Source organism: Wolbachia endosymbiont of Drosophila leontia (assembly GCF_028981785.1).
GTDB classification, from domain to species: domain Bacteria; phylum Pseudomonadota; class Alphaproteobacteria; order Rickettsiales; family Anaplasmataceae; genus Wolbachia; species Wolbachia pipientis.
The window spans coordinates 1-1290 of record NZ_JAPQLK010000076.1; the positions used below are offsets into that span (position 1 = coordinate 1).

The following is a 1290-nucleotide window of genomic DNA, read 5'->3' on the forward strand; positions in this document are numbered from 1 at the left end:
TTTTCTTTCTGCTACTCTCCAGTATTGGTCTAATTTTTTCAAATTGTTCTTTACTTATATCGCTTGGATAGCTTTTTTGCATAGATATACCTCTTTCTTAACTATGCTTATTTTACCTCATATTTTCGAGATCCTTAACAGGTTCTGAGAAAAGGTAGATAAAAGATGAAAACAGATAGAAGTATTTTAGTAGCTCAAAAAGAACGTTAAGTCATGCTTTTTATTTATATTGACAGCGTATATGACATCGTTTACGATTAAAGTTAATAACAATAATTTATATTTGTCATGTTTGCAGTAATTGAGACTGGTGGAAAGCAATATTTAGTAAAAGAAGGTAGTATAATAAAGGTAGAGAAGTTAGAAGCTGAAGAAAAAAAAGAGGTGGAAATCAATAAGGTGATTTGTATTTCAAATAATGGCTTATCTTATTCATCTAATGCTACTGTTAAAGCTGAAGTGTTGGAGCAGTGCAGGGGGGAAAAGATTATAATCTTTAAGAAGAAAAGAAGAAAAAATTACCGTAGGAAAACTGGTCATAGGCAGTATATAACTGTTCTTCGTATAAATGAAATTAGTCTTCAAAAGTAAGAGGTAAGATATGGCAACTAAAAAATCAGGTGGTAGTTCCTGTAATGGTAGAGATTCAGCGGGTCGTAGGTTAGGAATAAAGAAGAATGGGAAGGTTATTCCTGGTAACATAATTGTGCGCCAAAGAGGCACAAAATTCCATCCTGGGAGGAATGTTGGTATAGGTAAAGATCATACGATTTTTGCTAAAATAGAAGGCTGGGTCAGCTTTAGAAGGTCAGCAAATAAAAAGACTTTTATTGATATCGTGCCTACAGATAATATGAAAGCTTCAGCTTGAGTAGATCATGGGTCTGTAGCTCAGGTGGTTAGAGCGCACGCCTGATAAGCGTGAGGTCGGAGGTTCAACTCTTCCCAGACCCACCATTTAGTAGTTACTAACTGTGTTTTCTATAGCGGTTTTGATATTGTATAAGCAAAAACATGAGTTTATATGAAAATTTAGTAACCAGTGAATCAGTGGCGGCTGGTCATCCAGATAAAGTAGCAGATCAAATTTCAGATGCAATACTTGATGAGTATCTTTTTACTGATCCTTTTGCGCGAGCTGCAATAGAGACTTTAGTCACCAAAGATAACGTTATTATGGCTGGGGAAGTGTTTGGGCCTAAGAACCTGTTTAAAATCTTCGTAATAGGAGAGAAATGAAGGAAAGGACAATCATTTGCAAGCTGGTGTTGAGTTTACGTTCGCAATTTT

The 1290-nt window shown here is 35.3% G+C and carries 3 protein-coding genes, 1 tRNA gene and 1 pseudogene; 4 read left to right on the forward strand and 1 reads right to left on the reverse strand.

The features are described from left to right. The first annotated feature begins 288 nt into the window (after positions 1 to 288). The 4 genes and pseudogenes from rplU to OZD63_RS02545 form a co-directional block, all read left to right on the forward strand. The gene (gene rplU, locus OZD63_RS02530) at positions 289 to 591 is read left to right on the forward strand and encodes a 50S ribosomal protein L21 (RefSeq protein WP_006279565.1); all 303 of its coding nucleotides are present in this window, start codon (positions 289 to 291) and stop codon (positions 589 to 591) included. 10 nt (positions 592 to 601) lie between these two features. After that, positions 602 to 871 (forward strand): 50S ribosomal protein L27, encoded by a 270-nt coding sequence (gene rpmA, locus OZD63_RS02535; protein WP_274979763.1) that lies wholly within the window; start codon positions 602 to 604, stop codon positions 869 to 871. 9 nt (positions 872 to 880) lie between these two features. Beyond that, positions 881 to 957, forward strand: a tRNA-Ile gene (locus OZD63_RS02540). Between the two features lie 57 nt (positions 958 to 1014). After that, positions 1015 to 1200, forward strand: a pseudogene (locus tag OZD63_RS02545) (S-adenosylmethionine synthetase N-terminal domain-containing protein); the annotation flags it as partial. 10 nt (positions 1201 to 1210) lie between these two features. Here OZD63_RS02545 and OZD63_RS06270 read toward each other — a convergent pair. Further along, positions 1211 to 1290, reverse strand: an 80-nt coding sequence (locus OZD63_RS06270) for a hypothetical protein (protein ID WP_275007935.1), incomplete at its 5' end; no start/stop codon positions are given.